The organism is Pseudomonas sp. SWRI68 (assembly GCF_014269165.1).
In the GTDB taxonomy this organism is placed as follows: Bacteria; Pseudomonadota; Gammaproteobacteria; order Pseudomonadales; family Pseudomonadaceae; genus Aquipseudomonas; species Aquipseudomonas capeferrum.
On the sequence record NZ_JABWRU010000011.1, the window covers coordinates 1 to 22,698 of the forward strand.

Below are 22,698 nucleotides of genomic sequence, written 5' to 3' on the forward strand. Positions count from 1 at the left end.
ACCCGAAGCCATTTCGTTGGCACAAGAAGGCCGAGGACATCCTTGCCTCAGTCGCTCGCGCGGCGCGAGCGCTGGGCAAATGATTTTCAGTGGTATTTCTGAAACACCACATTAGGTTCTGTACGAAAAGTAGGGTCATTCATCGTTGTGGGAGCGGCGGTGCGGCGATCCGACTTGCCCCGCGATCTGCACTTTTCGTACAGAGCCTAAAAGGTGCTGCTCAGCAGCCAACCGAATACGCCGCAGCCCAGGACAACCAACCACGCAGGCCACTTCCAGAGCATCAGGGCCATCAAGGCGATCAGCGCCCATGCCAAGTCTGCTGGCTTGGCTATGGCGCTCGTCCACACCGGTTGGTACAAGGCTGCCAGCAGAAGCCCGACCACGCCGGCGTTTACACCGGCAAGCGCTGACTGGCTGCGGGCGCTGCGCCGCAGTGTTTCCCAGAAGGGAACTACACCGACCACCAATAGGAAGGAGGGGGTAAAAATGGCGAGAATGCCAACGGTCGCGCCCACCCAGCCGGACGGCTGCACGCTCATGGATGCACCCAGGAAGGCTGCAAACGTGAACAGTGGGCCCGGTATGGCCTGCGTCAGGCCATAACCTGCGAGAAAGGTGTCATTCGCGACCCAGCCATTGGCCACTGTGGCCGACTCCAGCAACGGTAGAACGACATGCCCACCGCCGAATACCAGCGAGCCTGCGCTATAAAAGGCGTTGATCATTGCCAGTGCTTGCGAGGGCCAGATGCGGGTCAATAGCGGCAAGCCCACCAACAAGGCAAAGAACATTACCAGCGCAGCCAGCCCGGCCTTTCGGCTGAGTGAAAACGGCAGCTCTTCCCCTGCCGGGGAGCCCGGAGGCTTGAGCAGGATCAAGCCTGTGATGGCCGAGCCTGTGATCACGGCTATCTGCCCGACTGCGTTGGGCCACAGCAGCGCGGTACAGGCAGCGAACAGGGCGATGGCTACCCGCGCGAAATCGGTGCAGAGGCTACGTGCCATGCCCCATACGGCCTGGGCCACCACGGCGACTGCGACGATTTTCAGGCCGTGCAACAGGCCACTTGGGGCGCCACCTCCCCATGCCCCCAGGCCCTGAGCACACAGCGTCAGCAGGAGGGCCGATGGCAATGTGAACCCAGCCCACGCAGCGACAGCGCCCGGGTACCCCGCCCGTGAAAGGCCCAGCGCGATGCCCACCTGGCTGCTGGCGGGGCCGGGAAGCAGTTGGCACAGGGCGACCAGCTCGGCATAACTGCGTTCACTGAGCCATTGGCGGCGCGCTACAAATGCTTCACGAAAGTAACCCAGGTGCGCAATGGGGCCACCGAAAGACGTCAGCCCCAGGCGCAAGAACACCAGAAACACCGACCAGGCAGAGTCGCTGGGCTTCACGCCGCAGTGAGTGCGTTCTGACAAGACAGGCTCCTTGGGTAAGTGACGCTGCAGTTTTTGGTGGGGAACAGCCAGCCTTGAAGGTTGCTTTGGCGCGTAGCCCCAGCGCCGCCCCGCGGCGCTCGGTTTCACCGGCACTAAAATCCTGCGACAAGCCCCATAATCCGTACTCATTTGTGCAAAGTTTGCTGTTCGCCGCCTACGCTGTCCAGAGTCTTGGTCAGCAGGAGGCACCATGAGCAATTTCCCTATCGTTGCTACCGTCCTGTCTATGGTCTTGGGCCTTTCTGTCACGCGCCTGCTTCTGGGGGCGCTGACCGTCTTCCGTATCCGTCGCACCGCTGCTCCAGACTGGGTGGCTCTGGTCTGGGCGGTCATGCTCTTCACCACCCAGATGGATTTCTGGTGGGCGGTCAATTCGCTGCCGCAAGTCAGGGCGACCTTCTCGTTCCAGGAGTTCTTGCTGTTAGTGCTGCTGGCTCTTGCGCTGTTCGTTTCCTCGGCGCTGATGTTGCCTAGCCGCAGCGAGGACGAGCGTGAAGGGCTTCGTGTGTACTTCGAGCAGGATGGCCGCTACGCGCTGCTGTTCCTGTCGGGCTATTACCTGCTTGGGTTCATCGTCAACATTCTGTTGTTCGGCGTTTCGCCCATGGCGCTTTGGGGCGCCTTTGACGTGGTCATGATCATGATCCCGCTGTGTGTGTTTGCAGCCAGCTCGCGCAAGGCCTATACGCTGCTGACCGTGGCATTCGTACCTCTTAATATTGCGGACCTGATCATATCGCTAGTGGCGTGACCGAGGTCTTGCGCTGTGCATTAAAATCTATGCATTGTGAGCACAATATCTGTACAAGATGCTATTGTTGTACAGTATTTACGCGTGCTTGAGGTCAGTATGGCGCACCGTGCTCGTTGGACTTGCCTTTGTCTGCTACTGGCGGCCTTTTCGGCGGTGGCGGGCTGGCGAGCGGAGCTGCCTGGGGCGCAACGGCTGGGGAGTGGTGAGTTCACCTGGTTTGGACTGCGTCTTTACACAGCACAATTATGGACAGCAGGGCCAGTTCATGACTGGAGCCAGCCTTTCGCCCTTGAGCTCCTCTACCACCGTTCGTTGTCCAGGGACACCTTGGTACAGGCCAGCCTTGAGGAAATGCGCCGCCTCAACGGTGGCAGCATAACGCCGCAACAACGCACGGCGTGGACCCATGGGATTGAAGAGGCATTCGTGGATGTGCGCCCCGGCATGCGCATTACTGGCTTGTACCTGCCGGGGCAGGGGTGCCGCTTTTACGTCGACGGTAAATTCAGCCGCGATATCGCCGACCCGGTCTTTGCCAGGGCGTTCTTTGCCATCTGGCTCGACCCCGGAGCCCGGGATACACAACTGCGCCAGCGCCTGCTTGGGCTGGCTGGCAACGACTGAGGAACATGTACAAAGTGCTGTTGCTGGTTTCCTAGGCGTTACCAGCTGGACCTGCCAGTTGACGGGCGGCACTGGCAGGTAGACCTGGACGACTGGATGTACCTCATGGATGACGACACCCTGATCAACCGTTCAAGCATGAGCAAGCTGGGCGTTGAGATCGCCCAGATCACCCTGTTCTTCCGCCGCCTGCCAGAGGGCACACCATGAACCTGATCGCGCTTACCCAGCTGGTCTCGACCGGCGAAGCAAAGGAACTTGAACTGCTGTCGCTGGAGGGTGGTTTCTACCTCCTGCGCGCCTTGACCGACGCCGGCCCCGTGACATTGAGCGATGCCCATGGGCAGCCCGTTCGCGTGCGCTCCACTACCGAGCTGCGGCAGCTGTTGGCCGACCTGCCACCCGTGCCCTGCATGCTGGTACAGCAGGTGGTGCATGATGAGATGTGCGGGCAACGTGACGGCCCCATTGCGCCGCTGCGCGTACCGGTAACGCTCACCAGCCAGTGGTAGCCTGAACGATGCGCCTGGGCCCGCCCGCGATGTTGTTCTGATGGCGGAAGTGGAGGGTAAGGCCCGCTAGGTGCCGCCTTTGCGTGATTTGCTCTCGGAGAGCGAAGGGGTGGCTATAGCTGTGTTTGAGGGGCAGCGTCGGGATCATTTGCCGCAGCCATATATAACTAAACTAAATGAATATTTAGCATAGTTATTCATTTCAGGCATATAAAGGGGCAGGGTAGTCCATGCCGAGGTCGCGTCACTGGGCCTACGCATTGCTCCAACCCACACCCTTTATCTATCGCATTTTTCCTTGGTTCCACCGGGTAGATGCGCAAGCAGTTTTCCCTGAGCGCGCGTCGTCAGAAGGAGAAGTGCCATGTCCTACGCTATCTTCAGTCTTATCAAGCAGCAGGCCAAAGTTCTTTCCAAATCGGAAGGAATTTCGCTGTCCTCAGCTCAAGAGCTATTCGCTCAGAGAGCGAAATTCTACAATTTTCATGACCTTACCACTGTAGCCACGCGTGATCCTGACGATCCTCGGCTTGGTCGTGCCGCCTTTGGCGTCAACGACCTCAAGGACGCCATTCGGGAAGATGATCTAACGTCTCAGCTTGACGATTTGTTGGAGGACGCTACCTCAGAAGCCCGGGCCGACATGAATGCGTCCGACTTTCGAGTGACCTCCTTGAAAATCACCAGCGCTAATTACGATTCAGGCTCTAGGAAAGCTGGGCCAGGTTCAACATCATCCGTCGTTTCGACAGTTGGTCTTTCGATGAAGAGACTCCGTTTGAGGTCGTTGACAGCATCACCGACAGCGACCTTGATCGGGAGCACGAGCTGGAGTACCAGTACGAGTAGCATCTGGCCGAGAAAGCCGCTTAGGCTAAACGGGACATGACATAGCCGTTAACAGGTACGGCGGGTGTTGCTACTAGCAATACCTGGTGCCGGCCGAACAGGTCGGATTTTTTCGCGTCCGCGAAAATTGTACTGCGATCTGGCTTCCAATCTGGCCAACACACGCCCCGGCAGCTCCATACGAAGGTGCGCATAATGCATATTATGTTAAATGGTGTGTCTGGAGGTGCGCTTTACAGGTGTCACCAGCGTCGGTAATTGTGACCGTCACTTAATGAATGGAATGGCGCCCACTCAGGCAACCCGCTGACTTCAATGATCTTTTTGAATGCGCTCAGAGCATGTGACCGGCCCAGATCCCTTGTTCCACCAATTCCGACGCCAATGCTACGAACGTCTCGCCGACGTAGCGAGTCGCTGGGCTTACTCGCCTGTCGGCAGGTGACACTATGACCAGTTTGCGCATCGGCGTCGGCTCTACCAGTGGCGCTGCGCAAAGCGTGCCGTTTTGCAGATGTGCATAGATCGACGCCAGTGGCAAAGCGGTCAGACCGAAACCATTGCGGACCAGATCGATCATGGCGCCAAATGAATCCGCCTCGACACTGGCTACGATCTTGAAACCGACATCTGCAGCGCAACGGTCCATGATCTTGCGCAGGCCATGTCGCGGGCTGGGCAGGACCAACTGTTCGTGGGCCAGGCTTGCAAAGTTGACGGCCCGATCCAATGTCAGGCCGGCACTGGGTGGTCCTACCAGAACCAGATTCTCCATCATCACCGGTACGATGCGCAGCGTGTGCAAAGGCTCCAGGTCATAGGAGATTGCCAGTTCCAATTCGCCGCGTTGGATCCAGTCCAGCAAGTAACCGCTGAAGGCGGAGGAGAAACGGATCGATAAATCCGGGTTTTCTTCACGAATGCGCTTAACCAGGCGCACCGTCATGATTTCAGCGATGGTCGGTGTGGTGCCTATTGCCACGGCGCCACGGAAGGCCCCCTGCCCCCCCGCGACCGAACTGCGAATTGCCTCCAGTTCATCCATGATGCGCGTGGCATGCTGCAGCACCTCACTACCGGCCTCGGTGATGATCATGCCGCGACCGTGGCGCTCAAAAAGATAGACCCCCAGTTCTTTTTCCAGCTGACGTATTTGCCGACTCAGCGCCGGTTGAGCTATATGCAGTCGATCAGAAGCCTTGCTGAGACTGCCTAGCTCGGCGACATGAATAAGTGTTTTGAGCTGAACGACGTCCATGGGCTGACCAACGCGGGAAAATGGGGTGGGGTCGCAGTCTAAACAGCCCGCCTGCTACCAGCTATAGAATTTCAGCATATCAGATAGTCACCTGGTCCCCTTATTCAGCTGAGCGCTGTGGAGTAGCTTGCAAGCAAGTCGCGCCTCGATACGCGATGCCTCACAAGAATAAGACTAGAGGACTTGATCATGCTTTTCATCACCTCCCCTCCTCTGGCAGAACCGCGTGCACTGCAGCCGTTCTGTTTGCGAACGCACCGCCCGCACTGACCCGCAGAAATGCCCCCAAGCCATGCATGAAGCGCTTGCTGTCGCTTTGTGATGTCTCGTGCTTTGCCAGAGGTTCCCTACCATGTCCATTCCCCTGCCGATCAATACCGATCTCGATGATGCGCCTGCCCGCCAACCCAATCGTGTCCGCGCGATCATGGGTGCCTGCTCGGGCAATCTCGTCGAGTGGTATGATTTTTTCATCTACGCCTACACCGCTATGTATTTTGCGGCGTCGTTCTTTCCCAAAGGCGATACCACCACCCAGCTGCTGGCCACTGCTGGCGTATTTGCCGTCGGTTTCTTCATGCGTCCACTGGGCGGGTGGATCTTCGGCTGGATCGCTGATACACGAGGTCGCAAGGTCTCGATGATCATCTCGGTGTTCATGATGTGCGGCGGCTCATTGCTCATCGCGGTCATGCCGACCTATGAAACGGTGGGCATCGCGGCACCGATCATGCTGGTGGTCGCACGGCTGATCCAGGGCCTATCGGTAGGCGCAGAATACGGTACCGGCGCCACCTACATCAGTGAAATCGCCACACCGGGACGCCGCTGTTTCTACGGCTCGTTCCAATACTTCACGATCATCGCCGGGCAACTGCTCGCGCTGTTCACCGTGGTGATCCTGCAGCAGACCCTGACGGACGAACAGCTGCGCGAATGGGGCTGGCGGATCCCGTTCTTCATCGGTGCCGTCAGCGCCGTAGTGGTGGTCTACCTGCGTCGTTCGATGCACGAAACCGCGTCGAGAAAAGACATGAACCGTGAGGGTGCCGGCTCGTTGCGCGGCATGTTCAAACACAAACGCGCCGTGGCATTGGTGTTTGCCTTCACCATTGGCGGCTCGCTGTACTTCTACACCTTCACCACTTACATGCAGAAGTTCCTGGTGATCTCAGCCGGCTTCGACGCAGAAACTGTGAGTTTCATCATGACCTCGGCACTGATCGGCTTCATGTTGTGCCAGCCACTGTTCGGGCTGATGGCTGACCGCCTCGGGATCAAGATTCACATGCTCATGTTTTCGGGGCTGGGGGTGCTGCTGGTGATCCCGGTGCTGTTGGCGATCAAGGGCACGCAAAGTCCTTTCGTGGCGTTTGCGCTGGTGTTTGGCGGGTTGGTTATCGCCTCGCTGTACACGCCAATCGCGGGCATCGTCAAAGCCGAGTTGTTCCCACCGGCGGTGAGGGCCTTGGGCGTAGGCTTTCCGTACGCCGTCGGCAATGCGGCGTTTGGCGGCACGGCAGAGTATGTGGCGCTGTCATTCCGGGCAGAAGGCGCCGAGGACTATTTCTTCTTCTACGTCGCCGCGGTGCTCTGTGTGACCCTCATTGCCTCGATGCTGATGCCTAACCTGACCCGTCATGGCTACATCAGTGGGGATGGCAAGGTGGAGGAGAATACCGGCATGCCAGTGAGTCGGATGGAAACGGCGCAGCCTTGAGCGCCTGCCCTCGCACTAGACTGGTCTGTAGCGTCTCAAAGGCTCAGGTTCGCGCCAAACACGGGTGCGAGCCTGAGCCCTTTTCAGCCCCCGCTTTTTATCAGAAGTGCCTGACCACACTTTCATCGAGCGCTGCTCTGCCTACCTCGACGAAGTTGGCCGGTGACTGCGGATCGGCGTAACCGAAGAATATGCCGAACATCAGTTGCAAGCCTGTCTGGGCTATGGTTTCTGGGACGGGAGATGAGTAAGCAGTGGAGCTTCACACGCGACGGTGTGGTCTATCCGGTACACGTCGGCAGCCGGCTGCGTGTGAACGACGCGTCAAGGCAGCTCAGCGCCGCCTTGTGCGGGTTTGGCATAATGTTGGCCGCAGAAGGACTGGTGCAACCCGCGCTGTCGTGTGGAGCGCTGGGCCCCCGTCCTGAAGGATTTCGTAGCCCCAAGCCATTGAGCCTGCTCTAACCCGCGATCGGCTACGCACTGCAAAAGTGCGCAGCTTCATCGTAGCGGGCGTACTCAGGTTTGGCTGAGTTCAGCTCCCCGCGCAGCACCCTCCCTATCAGCCAGCCACGGAGTTATCGGCCTGGCGAGCTTGCGCCACTACCTCAGCCTCAGGCTCGTCCAGCAACTCCCCTTCCCACTTCGCCACCACCGCCGTGGCGATCGAATTGCCGACCGCGTTGGTCGCCGAGCGGCCCATGTCGAGGAAGGTGTCGATACCCAGTATCAGCAGCAGCCCCGCTTCTGGAATGTCGAACTGCACAAGGGTCGCCGCAATCACCACCAAGGAGGCGCGCGGCACACCGGCTAACCCCTTGGACGTCAACATCAAGGTCAGCAGCATGAGAATCTGCGTGCCCAGCGTCATCTCGATGCCGTAAGCCTGGGCGATGAACAACACGGCGAAGGTGCAGTACATCATCGAGCCGTCGAGGTTGAACGAGTATCCCATGGGCATCACGAAGCTGGAAATCTTGCGCGAAACGCCGAAACGGTCGAGCGCGGCCAACAGCTTCGGATACGCCGACTCGGAACTCGCTGTCGCGAACGCCAGCAGGAACGCCTCCTTGATCAGCCGCAGCAGGCTGAACACCCTCCGCCCAAGGAACATCGCCCCCGCCAGGATCAACAAGCCCCATAGCAGCGATAAGCCAATGTAGAAGTCACGCATGAACACCGCAAAGGTTGCGAGAATCGACAACCCGTTGATTGCTACGGTGGACGCCATCGCCGCCATGACCGCCAAGGGTGCAAGCTTCATCACATAACCGGTAATTGTCAGCATGGCCTGCGCGAGTTCGTCGGTGAGGCGAACCAGCCCCTTGGCCTTCTCGCCCAGCGCGGCCAGCGCCACGCCGAAGAACAACGAAAACACCACGATCTGCAGGATTTCGTTGGTGGCCAGCGCTTCCGCGAACGACCTAGGCACCAGATGAGTCACGAAGCCTTTCAGCGTGAACGCCGAAGTCTGCAATGACGTCGTTGCATTGACATCAGGCAGCGGCAACGCCAGGTGCTGACCCGGCTGGAGGATGTTGGCCATCATCAAGCCCACTGCCAGCGACAGCAGCGAAGCCGTCAGGAACCACAGCATGGCCTTGCTGAACACACGGCCAACAGCACCTGCATCGCCCATGTGAGCGATGCCGACCACAAGCGTAGAGAACACCAGCGGCCCAATCAGCATCTTGATCAGGCGCAAGAACACATCCGAGATAATCGAGATGTACCCGGCAATCTCGGTTGCGCTGGCTTTATCAGCGGCATTAAGGAAGATGGTGTAGCCGATCAGCACACCGGTGAGCATGGCCAGCAGGATCCAGCCTGCGAGCGGGAGACGGTATTTCATGGACCACCTGTTATCAAGTAATGAACGTTTCACCGCAGGTGCGGTGCATTACGGAATGAGGTAGGCAGTAGCAAGATGCCTCGTAGGACATGCCGAGGAAGACTGCGATATCGCGGACAGTTGTGCAGGGGTGAGCCAGCGCAGGAAGCGTTCGAACATGGAAGTACCCTCGGATTTTATTTTTGTGGGTCAAGCACGGCGCCCGCAGGGACGCCGACCTCAAACCGTAACCAAATCCACGGCGTTGGATAAGGTCAGTTTCGGCCTATCAGCTATGCCTTCGTGCGATAACAAGGTGCCGCTTCCGGGGTGAGAAAGGTATGCCGAACGGGCATATCTCAAAGAGAAAAATGGTAGTCGTCGGTGGCTTGCTTTCACTTCATGATGAGGCAAAACAAGAGCAGCACTGGAGACAACCATGTCATCGCAAGAAGCTGAACAAAGCTGGCAAGAAGACGTTTTCCGCGTCCTCAAGGCTCACGACGTCAAGCATGTCGTCTTCGTCCCGGACGCCGGCCACTCAGCCGCCATCCGCATGTCCTATCAGGATCCTGATATCAAGGCAGTCGTCCTCACCACCGAAGAAGAAGGCATTGGCTACCTGGCCGGCGCCTGGCTCGGCGGCGAGCGTGGTGCGCTATTGATGCAGTCGAGTGGTGTGGGTAACTGCATCAACACCCTGGCCCTGCAGAACTGCGCCGGCTTCCCACTGCTGATGGTGGTCACCATGCGCGGCGACTGGGCCGAGTTCAACGCCTGGCAGAACCCGATGGGGCAAGCCACCGAGGCCTCTCTGCAGCTGATGAAGGTGATGACCTGGCGCGCCGATGTGCCCGAGGACGTCGCGCCGCTGCTGCATGGCGCCGCTACCATGGCCTTCAACGGTGATTCTGCCACCGCCCTGCTGCTCGGTCAGCGCCTGATCGGAGAAAAGAAATGGGTCAAGTAAGCGCTAACCACACCCTGTGCCGCCGTGAAGTGGTACGCACCCTGCTCGCCGATCGCAAGGACGTGCTGGTCGTTACCGGCCTGGGCTCTGCGTCCTACGATGTGATGGCTGCAGGTGACCACGACGGCAACTACTACCTCTGGGCCGCGATGGGCAGCGCCATCACCGTTGGCCTTGGCCTGGCCAATGCCCAACCGGACAAATCGGTCGTGGTCATTACCGGCGACGGCGAGCTGCTGATGGGCTTCGGCGCACTGGCTACGGTGTCTCTGCAAAAACCGGCCAACCTGACCATCGTCGTGCTGGACAACGGCCACTTCGGAGAGACGGGGATGCAGGTCAGCCATGCCGGTTTCGGCATCAAGCTCGATCAGGTCGCGCAGACTTGCGGCTTTAGTTGGACCCGCGAAATTCGCGAAATGGAGGGCGTGCATGACCTGCGCGAACGCTTTGCCAGCCGTGAAGGCGTGAAGCTCGCCACCGTCAAGATCAAGGCTGAGAACCCGCCGCGGGTCTTGCCGCCGCGTGACGGTCACTACATCAAGAACCGTTTCCGCGCTGCCCTCGGCTTCCAGCCTCTCTGACCGCGTTAGAGGCAGGTTTGCAGCCGAACCACGACGACGCTGCAAGCCTGCCTCGCCTGGAGAACAATAATGAGCGACTACGACAACGAAGAACTCAATGCCATCCGTGAGGGCGTACGCGCCCTGTGTGGTGACTTCCCTGCCGAGTACTGGCGCAAGCTCGATGAAGAAAAGGGCTTCCCGGAGGCCTTCGTCAAAGCCATGACCGAAGCCGGCTGGCTTTCAGCGATGATCCCCGAAGAATACGGCGGATCAGGTCTGGGCCTGGCCGAAGCGTCGGTGATCCTTGAAGAGGTCAACCGTTGCGGCGGTAACTCCGGGACCATTCATGGCCAGATGTACAACATGTTCACCCTGCTGCGTAATGGCAGCGACGAACAGAAAAGCTACTACCTGCCCAAACTCGCCAGTGGCGAACTGCGCTTGCAGTCGATGGGGGTGACCGAGCCTACCACCGGCACCGACACCACCAAAATCAAGACCACCGCCGTGCGCAAGGGCGACAAGTACGTGATCAACGGGCAGAAGGTGTGGATCTCGCGGATCCAGCACTCCGACCTGATGATCCTCCTGGCGCGCACCACCCCGCTGGCCGAGGTGAAGAAAAAATCCGAAGGCATGTCGATTTTCCTGGTCGACCTGCGCGAAGCCATCGGCAATGGCCTGACCGTGCAGCCGATCGCCAACATGGTCAATCATGAGACCAATGAACTATTCTTCGACAATCTGGAGATCCCCGCCAGCAGCCTGATTGGTGAGGAAGGCAAAGGTTTCCGCTATATCCTCGACGGCCTCAATGCCGAACGTACCCTGATCGCCGCCGAGTGCATCGGCGATGGCCGCTGGTTCATCGAGAAGTCCAGCCAATATGCGCGTGACCGCGTGGTATTTGGCCGCCCGATCGGTCAGAACCAGGGGGTGCAGTTCCCGATTGCCGAGGCGCATATCGAAATAGAAGCCGCCGACCTGATGCGCTGGCGCGCCTGTGAAGAGTATGACAGCGGCAAGAATGCCGGTGCCGCCGCCAACATGGCCAAGTACCTGGCAGCCAAGGCCAGTTGGGAAGCCGCCAACGCCTGCCTGCAGACTCACGGTGGCTTTGGCTTTGCCAACGAATACGACGTCGAGCGCAAGTTCCGCGAGACCCGTCTATACCAGGTGGCCCCCATCTCGACCAACCTGATCCTGTCGTATGTCGCCGAGCACCTGCTGGAGTTGCCCCGCTCGTTCTGACCGAAGTCGCCCCCTGGCCGCCAAGGCGGCGGGGGCCTGCCATGACAAGAGAGATAACAATCATGAGCCAGCCTACAGGTATTCGCCCACTCGACGGGATCACCGTCATCAGCCTCGAACACGCCATTGCCGCGCCCTTCTGTACCCGTCAACTGGCCGATCTTGGCGCCCGGGTAATCAAGGTCGAGCGACCGGGCGTGGGCGATTTCGCGCGCGGTTACGATCAGCGGGTTAATGGCCTGGCTTCGCACTTCGTCTGGACCAACCGCTCCAAAGAAAGCCTGGCGCTGGACCTCAAGCAGGATATCGCCGGCGACATCCTCGATCAGCTCCTGGAACAGGCTGACGTGCTGGTGCAGAACCTGGCGCCAGGCGCGGCAGCGCGGCTCGGCCTGTCCTTTGAAGCCCTGCATGCACGCTTTCCGAAACTGGTCGTCTGCGATATCTCCGGGTACGGCGCAGGTGGTCCCTACGAGCAAAAGAAAGCGTATGACCTGCTGATCCAGAGCGAAGGCGGGTTTCTCTCGGTGACCGGCGGCCCTGGTGACGATCAGATGGCCAAAGCGGGCAATTCAATTGCCGACATCGCCGCCGGCATGTACGCCTACACCGGTGTGCTATCGGCTCTGCTCTTGCGTGACAAGACTGGCGAAGGCAGCCATGTCGACGTCTCGATGCTCGAGAGCCTGGTGGAATGGATGAACTACCCGCTGTACTACGCCTACCAGGGTGCGACCCCGCCACCGCGTGCCGGCGCTGCACATGCCACCATCTATCCGTATGGGCCGTTCCCTACCGGAGATGGCAATACCATCATGCTCGGGCTACAGAACGAGCGTGAATGGCGGCTGTTCTGCGAGCAGGTCCTGCTGCAGCCTGCGCTTGCCGACGATGAGCGGTTTTCGGCCAATTTCAAGCGCGTGGAAAACCGCGACGCTTTGCGCGAACTGATTATTCAGGCCTTCGCCGCGCTCGACTTCAACACCGTCATCAACCGCCTGGACGCCGCCAGCATCGCCAATGCCCGTGTCAACGACATGCAGGGGGTCTGGCAGCATCCACAACTTCAGGCCCGCGAGCGCTGGCGACAAGTAGCGACGCCTAATGGCAGCATTCCAAGCCTGCTCCCCCCCGCCAGCAGCAACGCCTTCAGCCCGCGCATGGATGCGGTGCCTGGCCTGGGCGAGCACAGCGCGAGCATTCTCGCCCAGCTCGGCCTGTCTGCTGAACGTATTGAGGAACTGCGCACTTGTGGGGTCATCTGACCCCTCTTTTTTGCAGTCTTAGAACAATAATCAGAGAGTCATACTGCCCATGAAAGTGCTCGTCGCAATCAAGCGTGTGGTCGACTACAACGTCAAGGTTCGCGTCAAGGCGGACAACTCCGGCGTCGACCTTGCAAACGTCAAGATGTCCATGAACCCCTTCTGCGAAATCGCCGTGGAAGAAGCCGTACGCCTGAAGGAAAAAGGTGTTGCGACCGAGATCGTCGTCGTTTCCGTCGGCCCGACCACTGCCCAGGAGCAGTTGCGTACTGCCCTGGCCCTGGGCGCCGATCGTGCGATCCTGGTCGAAGCTGCTGACGAACTGAACTCCCTGGCCGTGGCCAAGGCGCTGAAGGCCGTTGTCGACAAGGAGCAGCCGCAGCTGGTCATCCTCGGCAAGCAGGCCATCGACAGTGACAACAACCAGACCGGCCAGATGCTGGCCGCGCTGACTGGCTTCGCCCAAGGCACCTTCGCTTCCAAGGTTGAAGTGGCTGGCGATACGCTCAACGTCACCCGCGAAATCGATGGTGGCCTGCAGACCGTTGCGCTCAACCTGCCGGCGATCGTCACCACCGACCTGCGCCTGAACGAGCCGCGCTACGCGTCGCTGCCGAACATCATGAAGGCCAAGAAAAAGCCGCTGGAAACCGTCACGCCAGACGCGCTGGGCGTTTCCCTGGCCTCCACCAACAAGACCCTCAAGGTCGAAGCGCCGGCTGCCCGCAGCGCGGGTATCAAGGTCAAGTCGGTGGCCGAACTGGTCGAGAAGCTGAAGAACGAAGCGAAGGTAATCTAAATGACTATCCTGGTTGTCGCTGACCTCCTACAAGGTCCTGAGAACGGTGCCGTAGCCCCGTCCACCCTGAACACTGTCGCCGCTGCCGCCAAGATCGGTGGTGATGTACACGTGCTGGTCGCTGGCCAGAACGTCAGTGGCGTTGCCGAATCCGCTGCCAAGATCGCTGGCGTTGCCAAGGTGCTGGTTGCCGATAACGCAGCCTATGCAAACGCTCTACCGGAAAACGTCGCGCCGCTGATCGTCGAGCTGGCTGCGGGTTATAGCCACGTGCTGGCCCCGGCCTCCACCAATGGCAAGAACATCCTGCCGCGCGTTGCCGCGCTGCTCGATGTCGACCAGATCTCCGAGATCATCGCGGTCGAGTCGGCCGACACCTTCAAGCGCCCGATCTACGCCGGTAACGCCATTGCCACCGTGCAATCGAGCGCTGCGGTCAAGGTCATCACCGTGCGTACCACCGGTTTCGACCCGGTTGCTGCTGAAGGCGGTTCGGCCTCGGTTGAAGCCGTTGGCGCGGCCCACGACGCAGGTAAATCGAAGTTCGTCGGCGAAGAACTGGCCAAGTCCGATCGTCCTGAGCTGACCGCTGCCAAGATTGTCGTTTCCGGCGGCCGCGGCATGGGCAACGGTGACAACTTCAAGCACCTGTACGCCCTGGCCGACAAGCTCGGCGCCGCTGTCGGTGCCTCGCGCGCCGCGGTCGACGCAGGCTTCGTGCCGAACGACATGCAGGTTGGCCAGACCGGCAAGATCGTCGCACCGCAGCTGTACATCGCGGTCGGCATCTCCGGTGCGATCCAGCACCTGGCCGGCATGAAAGACTCCAAAGTGATCGTTGCGATCAACAAGGATGAAGAGGCGCCGATCTTCCAGGTGGCCGATTACGGCCTGGTGGCGGATCTGTTCGGCGCCGTGCCGGAACTTGCCAGCCATCTTTGATCAGACGAGGACACGCACAATGACCACACAAGACCTCAGCGCCTGGATCGGCCGCACCGAAACCAGCCACGACCGTATAACCCACAACCTGGTCAAGCGCATCGCCGCGACCCTGAGCGAGCCGGCACCTGGGCCAGGCGACGCCCTGCCCTTGCTCTGGCACTGGGCGTTCTTCCAGGACACCGTCGACGCTGTGGGCCTGGGCAGTGATGGCCACCCTGCCCGCGGCGGCTTCCTGCCACCCGCAGACAACCGCAACCGCATGTGGGCGGGCAGCCGGCTGGAGTTCATTTCGCCGTTGCTCGTGGAGGCCGAAGTGTCGCGCCGCTCGACCATTCTCAACGTACAAGAGAAACACGGCAGGACCGGTTCGTTGCTGTTCGTCACGGTCAAGCACGAGTTTGTTCAGGACGGCCGTAATGTGTTGGTGGAAGAGCAGGATATCGTTTACCGCGAGCCCTCCCCGCCCAAACTCGGCGGCACCGAGGCAGCCCCTGAAGGCGCCTGGCAGGAGACTGTCGAGCCCAATGCGACGTTGCTGTTCCGCTATTCGGCGGTCACCTTCAATGGCCACCGCATCCATTACGACTGGCCTTATGTCACCGAGACAGAAGGTTATCCGGGGTTGGTGGTGCATGGCCCGCTGATCGCTACCCTCAGCCTGCGGGCCTTCCAGCAGGCCAACCCGGATGCACGCGTACATCGCTTCAACTTCCGCGGCTTGCGCCCACTGATTTCGCCTGACGCGTTCGAAGTCGGTGGACGTCTGCTGGAAACCGGCAAGGCGCAGGTGTGGGCGACCGCCGCGGCCGGTATGGCGCAATCCGGCGAAGTGGCGTTCAGCACAGGAGCCGCACAATGAGCCAGGCAGTCGTACGCAGTGCCCTGTTCGTCCCGGCGAGCCGGCCGGAACGCATCCTCAAAGCGTTGGCCAGTGGTGCCGATCGGGTGATCGTCGACCTCGAGGACGCCGTCGAAGAGGCCGCCAAGGAGCAGGCCCGGGACAACCTCGAGGCGTTTTTGCTAGCGCATCCTCAGGCCCAGGTACTGGTCCGGGTCAACGCCCCCGAGCACTGGTCGCATGAGGCAGACCTGGCCCTGTGCCAACGTCATGCGGGGGTGCGCGGCATGCTCTTGCCCAAGGCCGAGACCGTCGAACAAATCCGTTTGGCACACGCGACCGGCAAGCCCGTCTGGCCGATCATCGAAAGCGCACGCGGGCTGGTCGCATTGCCTCAACTGGCGGCGAGCGTCGGCGTCGAACGGCTGTCTTTCGGCAGCCTTGACCTTGGGCTGGACCTGAACCTGCGCAGCGGCAGCGAGGCCGCCGAGCAAGTCCTGGCGCACGCGCGTTACGCCATCTTGCTGCACAGCCGAGTGGCGAATCTTGCCGCACCGTTGGACGGTGTGTACCCGTCCATCCAGGACACCGAGGGCCTGCGCCGGCATACCGAGTTCGTGCGTGACATGGGCTTTGGCGGCGCGTTGTGTATTCATCCCAGCCAGGTCAAGGTCATTCATCAGGCGTTGCAACCATCAGAGGCCGAGGTGGACTGGGCGCGCCGAGTGGTGGCGGGCGCCGAAAGCGGCGCCGGGGTGTTCACCCTCGACGGGCAAATGGTAGATGCGCCAGTAATACTGCGTGCGCGTGCCACGCTCGAGCGCATCGCCCAAGACGACTGAGCAAAGCTGTTTACCCCAGGCAGGCTACTTCCGCGGTTCTGACGGACTCGGTTGCCTGCCTGGTTTTTTTGCCTGGAGGTAAAACAAATGAACAACAGCCCTTCACGTAACCGCTGCCGCCGCGCTGTCTGTCGGCTCCTGCGTGCCCTTTCCAGATTGCCAGCCTATGCCTGACGCCGCGAACACGCACGACTGCCCGGATTTTCTGTTGACTGCGGCGCGTGAACTGATCGCCGAGCACGGCTATGGCGCCATGAGCATGCGCCAGCTGGCCGCCCGCGTTGGGCTGCAACCCGGCAGCCTTTACCACCATATCGCGAGTAAACAGGACTTGCTCCTCGATGTCCTGTTGAACATCCTCGCGCAGCGGCTGGAAGCTTGGCAACGTGGCCCGTACACCCGCGATCTGCAGGGTTACCTGGGCTTTCTCCTGGCCCGCCAGCGCTCGCACCCCTGTGAAGAGCTGCTGCTGCGCCACGAGTCGCGGCATGTCAAAGCAAGCCAGCGAGTCTGGCTAGCGCAGGCGCTCGACAGGCTGCAGGCGCCGTTGCTTCAGGCAATAGAACACGGGCAGCGCTGCGGGCAGTTCATCGTGCAGGACATACCCAGCGCAATCGCGGCAATCTTTGCCCTGATTGAGACTGCCGATGGCATGCGCAACCGGCCAATCCCGGTCGATGAAGCCTGGATAGAGGCCTGGATTACGCGGATGAGTACCGCGCTGTTGTCATGCCCCACTTCTGCTGACCGGCACGAGCTGTAAAAAAGGCCTCGAGCCGGCGCCCCAATTGCCTTATGGCAACATGGACGCCGGTTCGAGGCCTTTAGGGATCTACTTCAATAGACGCTATGATCCCCAGCCTGCAGTCGCTCAAGGAAGCGCGGAAACACCTGCGGATTGACCATCCGTTGCCCCGGGTGGCCGGCCATCACCTCGATGATCTGCTGCGCCGCCCACTGCCCCATGCGCTGCCTGGCTTCACGGGTGACACCCGCCGTGTGGTAGAGCGCAACCACCGTTTCCAAGGCTAGCAAGGGATGCTCAAGCGGTGGCGGTTCCTGATCCCATACATCGATACCCGCGCCGCCCAGATGCCCGCTGGCCAACGCCTGGTGCAAGGCCATTTCATCGTGCAAGCCTCCGCGCGCGGTGTTGATGAAAATAGCGCCTTGGCGCATCTGCGCGAAGGTGGTGGTGTTCATCAGATTCAGCGTTTCTGCCAAGCGCGGGCAGTGCAGCGAAACCACATCGCTCTCGGCCAGCAGCGTAGTCAGGTCAACCGCCACAGCCCCTTTGTCACGTACCTGCTCACCCGTAAGCCCGGGGTCAAATGCCACTACCCGCATACCCAGCGCCTGAGCCACTCGCGCCACCCGGCCACCAATCTCGCCAATACCGACCAGCCCCAAGGTCTTTTCGTAGAGCTCTGAGCCCATCAGGTCTTCGCGCGAATACCCTCGCGACTGGCGCAGCCGGCGGTCGGACTCACTGATACGCCGCGAACAGTCGATCATCAGGCCGATCGCCGCCTCTGCCACAGATTGAGCATTGGCGCCGGACTGGTTGAGTACCAGCACCCCTGCCCTGTTGCAGGCTTCGAGGTCGACCGTGTCATATCCAGCGCCATTGGTGGAGATGCACAACAGCTGCGGCAACTGCGCCAGCAACTCGGCATCCGCCCGCCAGCCCGCGGGCAATTCGTCTCGAGCTGACGGAATCTGATAGACATGGCTGGCCCGTAGCGCCTGCAGGATGTGCGCTCTGGGAGCAGCGCGAGCTATCGTGTTCAGCTCGAATCCAGGCGTCTCGGTGAACACTTGGGCCATGACCGGGTGGTACCACACGTCGAAGCGAAATACCCTTTTGATTTGCACAGACGTCATCGCTCTCTGGCCTTCAGGAATTGGAATTGAGGGACTGTGCCCGGCGATTGAGCATTTTGCGCAGGCCGGTGTTTTCCTCGACCTTGCCGTCACCGTCCAGGTAGCCATGCTTGCCCAGGTCAGGCATCAACAGGGCTGAAATCAGGGTTATCGCCCCGATCACAGAAACGTAGACGTAGAAATACTCTTCAATGCCCGACGCGCGGAACGTCAAGGCGACATACTCTGCTGAACCACCAAACATGGCCGCGCCTACCGCATAGGGCAGCCCTACCCCGAGTGCGCGCACCGTACCTGGATACAGGTCGGCCTTGAGCACGCCGGTCACCGGTGTGTAGAACGCGGCGATCAGCAACCCGGCGACTACCAGTGAGAACGCCACATAAGGGTCCTGCGTCGACTTGATGGCCGTGAGCAAGGGGATGACCAGGAAGGTCGCCAGCGTGCCGAAAATGATCATGTTGGTGCGCACGCCGATGCGGTCGGCGAGCAAGCCGAACAGCGGCTGCGCGATCATGAAGATCACCAGCGCGGCAGCCATCAGTAGGCTCACGGTTGGCGCGGGGATACCGACACTGACCACCAGAAACTTCTGCATGTAAGCGGTGAACGTGTAGAAATACAGCGAGCAGCCGATGGTCAGCGTGAAGGTCAGGAGCACCGCGCGCTTGTGCTGCATCAGCGCCTTGATCGACCCGGATTCCTTGCGTTTCATGTCTTGCTCGGTTGCGGTTTCACGCATGGTGCGGCGCAGGTAAACCACTACCACCGATGCCAGCGCACCGATGAAGAACGGAATCCTCCAGCCCCAGGCCTTCAAATCCTGTTCGGAGAGTACTTGCTGCAGAACCGCAACGGTGAGCAGCGCCAGCAGTTGCCCGGCGATGATCGTCAGGTACTGGAACGAGCCGTAGAAAGAGCGGCGCCCAGCGCGTGAGACTTCACTGATGTAGGTAGCGCCGGTGCCATATTCGGCCCCTACCGACAAGCCCTGCATCAAGCGTGCGATCACCAGCAGGATCGGTGCCGCGACGCCGACCATTTCATAGGTCGGCATGACAGCGATCATCAGCGAGCCGCCGCACATCATGAACACCGAGATGATCATCGAGATCTTGCGACCGCGCGTGTCGGCAATGTAGCCAAAGATCCAGCCGCCCAAGGGGCGCATGAAGAAGCCGACGGCGAAGATACCGGCGGTGGCCAGCAGCTGGCTGGTCTGATCGCCCTTGGGGAAGAACAGCGATGCGAAGTAGATGGAGGTGTAGGCGTAGATGAAGAAGTCGAACCATTCCACCAGGTTGCCTGAACAGACACCGACGATGGCGGTAGTGCGCTCTTTGCGAGTCAACGGCTGAGCCGTAGGGCTTTGTGCATGCATGTCAGTACCTTTTGTTGTTATTTTTTTAACAGTTGCGGTACTAGCGTTGCATAACATCAGAGGCGGCGGCAGGCAGCCTTACGGCCTAACAGATATGCTCGCTGGGTATGGCTGGTGCGCCGTCGAAGCGGCGCATGGGTTGATCAGCTAGCGTGGTTCAAGTGCCGTGCCACGTGCTGCGCGACCTGCGCCAGGCAGCCCTTGAAGAAGTGATTACTAGCAGGGTACACCACCACCGGCCGACGCTCTGGCCGCGCCCAGTCGAGCAGGTTTGCCAAGGGCGCCATTTCGTCGTGCTCGCCATGCAGCAGCAGGCACTCGACAGGCAATGCCAGTGGCTCGTACAAGCGTCCTCCGGGCACTAAGCCCACCGGCAGCCCCAGGAGTGCCACCGCGTGCAGGGTGTCCTCGAGCGCGCACACGACCCGACCAAACACATGTGCGCCAAAGGAGAACCCGACCAGGGCGATCGGCAGGTCCGGGTACGAGCGCTGAAGGTGCTTGAGGACGATGATGCTGTCTTCGCTTTCACCGATGCCTCCGTCATGCACACCGGTCGATTTACCCACGCCACGAAAGCTCGGGCGGACCACCCGCCAGCCTTCTGCGCAAAGCTTGCGTGCCAGCGTCAGTGGCACCAGGTGATGCGGGCTACCGCCCAGTAGTGGCTGAGGGTGGCTCACGACCACCACGCCTCTAGGTGGGCCGCTCGGTTCATCGATGATCAGTTCAATCTGGCCTGCTGGCCCCTCTATCAGACGCTCGCTTCGTTTTTCATCGCTCATGCTGATGTTCCTCTACTGCTGCTCAGGCCGGCTGAGCGGGAGACCGTTGCAACGACGTTAATACCAGGCCAACCAGCACCACGTTGATCACGGCCAGGCTGCACAACGTGATGAGTACGCCGAGTGCCCCGAAGTGCTGCATCAAATAGCCACTGGCCAGGGGTGTCAGGGCCTGGCCGATCAGCGATGGGCGCGACATCCTGCCCATCAGCGCCACATACTGCGAGGCCGGCATCAACACCAGCGGCAGCAACCCACGGACGATCGCCCGTAAACCGTTGCCAAGGCCGTACAGCAGCAAGCCGACTGCCGTGGCGCCTGGCGCGAAGGCCACCAGCAGCACCCCGACGGAGACCAGCACCGCCGACACCAGCGCCGTCCAGATCGGATGACGCTTGCCCGCGATCATTTGCAGAACCCGTGAGGCCACCTGGCTAGGGCCGAGCAGCGACGACAGCGCGATCGCCGCCGCCAGCGAGTAACCCAGACCCTGGAGCACTGCCACCAGTTGTACCGAGATTGCCGTCATGATGATCGCGCCTAGCGCGAAGATCCAGATCAACAGCAGGTACAGACGCCGGTCAACCGGCGGGCTGCTTTGCTCGGTGCTGCCTTTGACCTGGCGCAGTTTGCCACCGCTTGGCAAGACCTTCAGATAGAGCGGGGTCGCCAGCACCAGCAGCAGCGCATAACCCACGCAGGTGGCACGCCAGCCCACGTGCTCGATGGCGAATGCAACCAGCGGCCAGGCCAGGGTCGTGGCGAAGCCTGAGATCAAGGTAATGCCGGTGATGGCTTTGCCAGCGCGCTCCGCGTACAACGCGCCAAGTGTGGAAAACAGAGCTTCATAGAGCCCCGCCGCCATGCCGATACCTATCACGGCCCAGGCCAGCAGGAACACCGGCAGGGTTTCGCTGGCGGCAACGATCAACAACCCCAGCGCGACGATCAGGCCACTGCAGGCCAATTGCACGCGGCCGCCATAACGAGCCACCATACGGCTCGAGATGGGGGCCAGCAGCGCCGAGATCATCAGGCTCAACGACAATGCGCCATAGACCCACTGGCTGCCCCAGCCCGTGTCGCGCATGATCGGCTCGCCCATGACCGCCAGGAGAAAGAACGAACCGCCCCAGACCAGAATCTGTAGCATGCCCAGGCAAAAAATGCTGCGGGCCCCGGGAAGACGAACTTCAGCGTGCACGGTAAACCTTCAAGATATAGATCGATTCGCAGGAATGGCCAGCGAGGGAAACCTTAGCCGCATTGACCGCCGACAGGGTGTGTGGAGGGAAAGGCGCGTAGGACGCGCGCGCCTATAATAAAGGGGCTTGTGCATGGCTGCTAAACAATGTGGGCATAACAGCTATACCTCCTGCGCAGGGAGGCTTAGCACATTGACGCTGGTGTGGACGCAAAAAAGCGGCAAGTACTGCGTTCATTTCGCTGAACGCTTCACTTGCCGCTTTTTGCTTACCGTGGGTCAGTAGACCGACGCTCAGGACTTGCGTTGCAAGGTGTGATAACCCAGCTCTTCACGCGCTTGCTTGAGGGTGCGGCCCTGGCTGATCAATGCTCGGATATCCGCTTCGATCGCTTCGATCTGACGCGCCACCTGGGCAACTTCCTGCGCCCGAGCACGCGGCACCACGACGACCCCATTGGCGTCGGCGACGATGATGTCACGCGGGCACACGCGGGCCTGGCCGATGGACACCGGCTGGTTGACCGATTCGACCTGGACGCGGTCCTTGCCGGTGCGCATGAAACGCCCTTGGGTGAACAGCGGATACGCATCGCCCAGGGCCTTGTTGACATCGCGGCAGACACCGTCGATTACCGTGCCGGCGATGTTCCGAGTGCTCGCGTACTGGGTCATGATGTCGCCCCACACGGTGCAATCGGTGCGGCCATCGTTATCGATGACCACGATATCGCCCTCGGCGACGTCTTCGATGAAATCGCCAACCGTGCCCGGCGGCACGCTGGCCGACACGTACTTCACGGTGAAAGCAGGCCCCACGACGACCTGTTTGTAGTTGTCCAGCGGCATGACGCCAAAACAGTGGCCAGGCAGGCCGAGCTTGTCCAGGGCATCCGAAACGCCGGGGGTGTCCAGGCCTTCGAACAGTGCGACCAGCGCTTTATCTTCTGCGTGCATCGTTAACTCCTTTCAAAC

At 60.5% G+C, this 22,698-nt stretch carries 22 protein-coding genes and 1 pseudogene; 15 read left to right on the plus strand and 8 right to left on the minus strand.

Going from position 1 to position 22,698, the window contains the following annotated elements; all coding sequences use genetic code 11:
• Window positions 1–206 precede the first annotated feature (206 nt).
• Window positions 207–1,424 carry a chromate efflux transporter gene (chrA, locus tag HU770_RS16940; protein ID WP_186664461.1) on the minus strand — a complete coding sequence of 406 codons (1,218 nt, stop codon included), beginning with the start codon at window positions 1,422–1,424 and terminating at the stop codon, window positions 207–209.
• 211 nt (window positions 1,425–1,635) lie between these two features.
• On the opposite strand from chrA, the gene HU770_RS16945 reads away from it, so the two are divergent.
• The 5 genes and pseudogenes from HU770_RS16945 (at window position 1,636) to HU770_RS16965 (ending at window position 4,224) form a co-directional block, all read left to right on the plus strand.
• A complete protein-coding gene (locus HU770_RS16945) occupies window positions 1,636–2,196 on the plus strand; it encodes a hypothetical protein (protein WP_186653213.1) in 561 nt (186 codons plus the stop codon).
• Window positions 2,197–2,295: 99 nt separating this feature from the next.
• Window positions 2,296–2,823, plus strand: a complete 528-nt coding sequence (locus tag HU770_RS16950) for a chalcone isomerase family protein (protein ID WP_186653209.1) — start codon at window positions 2,296–2,298, stop codon at window positions 2,821–2,823.
• A gap of 36 nt (window positions 2,824–2,859) precedes the next feature.
• Window positions 2,860–3,033, plus strand: a pseudogene (locus HU770_RS16955) (DUF3833 family protein); the annotation flags it as partial.
• Window positions 3,030–3,335: a DUF6482 family protein gene (locus tag HU770_RS16960; RefSeq protein WP_016486281.1), complete on the plus strand. Its 306-nt coding sequence runs from the start codon at window positions 3,030–3,032 to the stop codon at window positions 3,333–3,335. The pseudogene HU770_RS16955 and the gene HU770_RS16960, both read left to right, overlap by 4 nt.
• Before the next feature lie 364 nt (window positions 3,336–3,699).
• Window positions 3,700–4,224: a hypothetical protein gene (locus HU770_RS16965; protein WP_238347498.1), complete on the plus strand. Its 525-nt coding sequence runs from the start codon at window positions 3,700–3,702 to the stop codon at window positions 4,222–4,224.
• Window positions 4,225–4,518: 294 nt separating this feature from the next.
• Here HU770_RS16965 and HU770_RS16970 read toward each other — a convergent pair whose 3' ends face one another.
• Window positions 4,519–5,442 carry a LysR family transcriptional regulator gene (locus HU770_RS16970; protein WP_186664463.1) on the minus strand — a complete coding sequence of 308 codons (924 nt, stop codon included), beginning with the start codon at window positions 5,440–5,442 and terminating at the stop codon, window positions 4,519–4,521.
• A 352-nt stretch (window positions 5,443–5,794) separates the two neighbouring features.
• Between HU770_RS16970 and HU770_RS16975 the strand changes: the two genes are divergently transcribed.
• On the plus strand, window positions 5,795–7,162 hold the full coding sequence (locus tag HU770_RS16975; RefSeq protein WP_186664465.1) for an MFS family transporter: 1,368 nt from the start codon (window positions 5,795–5,797) through the stop codon (window positions 7,160–7,162).
• 562 nt (window positions 7,163–7,724) lie between these two features.
• On the opposite strand, the gene HU770_RS16980 is transcribed toward HU770_RS16975, so the two are convergent.
• Entirely contained in the window at window positions 7,725–9,014 is a 1,290-nt protein-coding gene (locus tag HU770_RS16980; protein WP_186664467.1) for a dicarboxylate/amino acid:cation symporter, read from the minus strand.
• Between the two features lie 418 nt (window positions 9,015–9,432).
• Between HU770_RS16980 and HU770_RS16985 the strand changes: the two genes are divergently transcribed.
• The 9 genes from HU770_RS16985 to HU770_RS17025 all read left to right on the plus strand — a co-directional run bounded on the left by HU770_RS16985 (window position 9,433) and on the right by HU770_RS17025 (window position 17,232).
• The gene (locus tag HU770_RS16985) at window positions 9,433–9,963 is read left to right on the plus strand and encodes a thiamine pyrophosphate-binding protein (RefSeq protein WP_027593331.1); all 531 of its coding nucleotides are present in this window, start codon (window positions 9,433–9,435) and stop codon (window positions 9,961–9,963) included.
• Entirely contained in the window at window positions 9,951–10,547 is a 597-nt protein-coding gene (locus HU770_RS16990; protein ID WP_186653197.1) for a thiamine pyrophosphate-dependent enzyme, read from the plus strand. Before HU770_RS16985 ends, HU770_RS16990 begins: the two co-directional genes overlap by 13 nt.
• Window positions 10,548–10,616: 69 nt before the next feature.
• On the plus strand, window positions 10,617–11,780 hold the full coding sequence (locus HU770_RS16995) for an acyl-CoA dehydrogenase family protein (protein WP_186653195.1): 1,164 nt from the start codon (window positions 10,617–10,619) through the stop codon (window positions 11,778–11,780).
• Between the two features lie 62 nt (window positions 11,781–11,842).
• Window positions 11,843–13,045 carry a CaiB/BaiF CoA-transferase family protein gene (locus HU770_RS17000; RefSeq protein ID WP_186653192.1) on the plus strand — a complete coding sequence of 401 codons (1,203 nt, stop codon included), beginning with the start codon at window positions 11,843–11,845 and terminating at the stop codon, window positions 13,043–13,045.
• Between the two features lie 49 nt (window positions 13,046–13,094).
• Window positions 13,095–13,844 (plus strand): electron transfer flavoprotein subunit beta/FixA family protein, encoded by a 750-nt coding sequence (locus tag HU770_RS17005; protein ID WP_186664469.1) that lies wholly within the window; start codon window positions 13,095–13,097, stop codon window positions 13,842–13,844.
• The gene (locus HU770_RS17010) at window positions 13,845–14,786 is read left to right on the plus strand and encodes an FAD-binding protein (protein ID WP_186664471.1); all 942 of its coding nucleotides are present in this window, start codon (window positions 13,845–13,847) and stop codon (window positions 14,784–14,786) included.
• 19 nt (window positions 14,787–14,805) lie between these two features.
• Window positions 14,806–15,648, plus strand: coding sequence for a MaoC family dehydratase N-terminal domain-containing protein (locus HU770_RS17015; RefSeq protein ID WP_186664473.1), 843 nt, complete (start codon window positions 14,806–14,808; stop codon window positions 15,646–15,648).
• A complete protein-coding gene (locus HU770_RS17020) occupies window positions 15,645–16,469 on the plus strand; it encodes a CoA ester lyase (protein ID WP_186653181.1) in 825 nt (274 codons plus the stop codon). The genes HU770_RS17015 and HU770_RS17020 overlap by 4 nt, the downstream gene beginning before the upstream one ends.
• Window positions 16,470–16,635: 166 nt before the next feature.
• Entirely contained in the window at window positions 16,636–17,232 is a 597-nt protein-coding gene (locus HU770_RS17025; protein ID WP_186664475.1) for a TetR/AcrR family transcriptional regulator, read from the plus strand.
• Window positions 17,233–17,306: 74 nt separating this feature from the next.
• On the opposite strand, the gene HU770_RS17030 is transcribed toward HU770_RS17025, so the two are convergent.
• The 5 genes from HU770_RS17030 to HU770_RS17050 all read right to left on the minus strand — a co-directional run bounded on the left by HU770_RS17030 (window position 17,307) and on the right by HU770_RS17050 (window position 22,680).
• Window positions 17,307–18,353 (minus strand): hydroxyacid dehydrogenase, encoded by a 1,047-nt coding sequence (locus HU770_RS17030; RefSeq protein WP_186664477.1) that lies wholly within the window; start codon window positions 18,351–18,353, stop codon window positions 17,307–17,309.
• Between the two features lie 13 nt (window positions 18,354–18,366).
• Window positions 18,367–19,734, minus strand: a complete 1,368-nt coding sequence (locus HU770_RS17035) for an MFS family transporter (protein WP_186664479.1) — start codon at window positions 19,732–19,734, stop codon at window positions 18,367–18,369.
• Between the two features lie 143 nt (window positions 19,735–19,877).
• Window positions 19,878–20,519: an alpha/beta hydrolase gene (locus tag HU770_RS17040; protein WP_186653170.1), complete on the minus strand. Its 642-nt coding sequence runs from the start codon at window positions 20,517–20,519 to the stop codon at window positions 19,878–19,880.
• Between the two features lie 22 nt (window positions 20,520–20,541).
• Window positions 20,542–21,672, minus strand: coding sequence for an MFS transporter (locus HU770_RS17045; RefSeq protein ID WP_186653664.1), 1,131 nt, complete (start codon window positions 21,670–21,672; stop codon window positions 20,542–20,544).
• 345 nt (window positions 21,673–22,017) lie between these two features.
• The gene (locus HU770_RS17050; protein WP_186664481.1) at window positions 22,018–22,680 is read right to left on the minus strand and encodes an RraA family protein; all 663 of its coding nucleotides are present in this window, start codon (window positions 22,678–22,680) and stop codon (window positions 22,018–22,020) included.
• Window positions 22,681–22,698 lie beyond the last annotated feature (18 nt).